This window comes from Streptomyces lushanensis (assembly GCF_001700515.1).
GTDB lineage: Bacteria > Actinomycetota > Actinomycetes > Streptomycetales > Streptomycetaceae > Streptomyces > Streptomyces lushanensis.
Genome location: NZ_MAUD01000370.1, coordinates 729 through 2,383, shown reverse-complemented (window position 1 = coordinate 2,383; position 1,655 = coordinate 729). Strand labels below are relative to the sequence as shown.

At 69.6% G+C, this 1,655-nt stretch carries 2 protein-coding genes; both read right to left on the bottom strand.

Going from position 1 to position 1,655, the window contains the following annotated elements; translation table 11 throughout:
* Window positions 1-444: 444 nt before the first annotated feature.
* A complete protein-coding gene (locus BFF77_RS26355) occupies window positions 445-1,083 on the bottom strand; it encodes an aldo/keto reductase (RefSeq protein ID WP_425424433.1) in 639 nt (212 codons plus the stop codon).
* A gap of 62 nt (window positions 1,084-1,145) precedes the next feature.
* The coding region (locus BFF77_RS37205) for an aldo/keto reductase (RefSeq protein WP_425424432.1) at window positions 1,146-1,330 on the bottom strand (185 nt) is incomplete at its 3' end.
* Window positions 1,331-1,655 lie beyond the last annotated feature (325 nt).

Sequence of the window (1,655 nt, the reverse complement as noted above, 5' to 3'; positions counted from 1 at the left end):
GCCCGCACGGACTCGGCGACCGACCGGCCCGCGTCGGCCACCGAGGCCGCCCCGGCTGTGCCCAGCACATGTCCTGTGGCCGGTTCCCTGACAGAAATGGCGCGACCGGTTCCGTCCCGCCATTCCCCTGTGAAGATCTTCCCCTGCCATGTCTGCCTGTCCACGATGATCTCCGTACATGTGCCGATGCGCTGAAAGAGCGCGCCCGAAGGCACAGGGAGTTCTTCGGCGCCCACATGTCCGGCCGTTCTCGTACCCGCGGTTCGCGTACCGGCCCGGCGGGGGCTGCTTCTCCGGAGGATTCCATTTCCCTCGGGTCCCAGAGACGATTGTTACCCGCCGAGCGACGCGGAGACTCGTATTCCCGGTCCGCCCCTCGGCACCTCACCGTCCGACCGCACCGGCGGACCCGGATCGCCGGCCCGCGGCGCACCGGTGCCGATGTCATTCCTCCACGGCCGCCCCGTGCTCCTCGCCGTAGCGGGCACCGGAGACGCCTTCCCGCGGAACGGCCTCTTCCAGCGCTGCCAGGGTGGCGGCGTCGAGAGACATACCGGCGGCGGCCAGGTTCTCCTCAAGATAGGCGCGGCGCTTGGTGCCCGGCAGCGCGACGATGTCGTCACCCTGTGCGAGCACCCAGGCCAGTGCCATCTGGCCGACGGTCGCGCCCAGACCGGCCGCGATCTCCGCGATACGGTCGACCAGCCGGAGGTTACGGTCCAGGTGCCCCGATCCGAACCGGGGCACGGTACGGCGGTAGTCGTCGGAGGCCAGGTCCGTCAGATCGCGTACCTGCCCGGTGAGCATGCCGCGCGACAGCGGTGAGTAGGCGACGAATCCGATGCCCAGTTCGCGGATGACCGCCAGTACCCCGTTCCGCTCGACATGCCGCGTGAACAGTGAGTACTCCGTCTGGACCGCCGACAGGGGCGCGGTGGCGTGCGCCCGGCGGACGGACTCGGCACCGGCCTCGCTGATGCCGAGGTAACGCACCTTGCCCTGCGTGACCAGTTCCCCGAGGGCGCCGAAGGTCTCCTCCACCGGGACCGAGGGATCGACACGGTGCTGGTAATAGAGATCGATGCGGTCCGTACCCAGACGCCGCAGTGAACCCTCGACACTGAGGCGGAGGTAGTCGGGCCGNNTCGGCGGTGTCGAACATGGTCACCCCCAGATCGATGGCCCGGTGGATGGTGGCGACTGACTCGGTGTCGTCCCGGACGCCGTAGGCCGTGGTCATGCCCATCGTGCCGAGGCCCTCGGCCGACACCACCAGGCCCTGGCCGCCGAGCTTCCGCCGCGTAAGACCTGTAAGACCCGTAAGACCCATGCGCTTACCCCTCATCTCCGGGAGGGGCGCGTACGTCCCCTCGTGGCTGTCCGCTCACTGTGGCCCTCGCGAAGCCGGGTACGGGGGTAGGCGCTGTCGGGGGATCGGGGATCCGGCGCGGGCGGCATCCGGCACGGCCACCCGGGGCGGAGGGTCGGACCGGCAAGCCGGGGGTGTTCAGGGAACAGCCACCGACAATGGGTGCATGGACCGCAAAGAAATGGGGCTGTTCCTGCGGAAACGCCGTGACTGCCTGCAACCCGCCGACGTGGGTTTCGCGGGCGGTACTCGACGCAGGACTCCCGGACTGCGCCGCGAGGAGGTC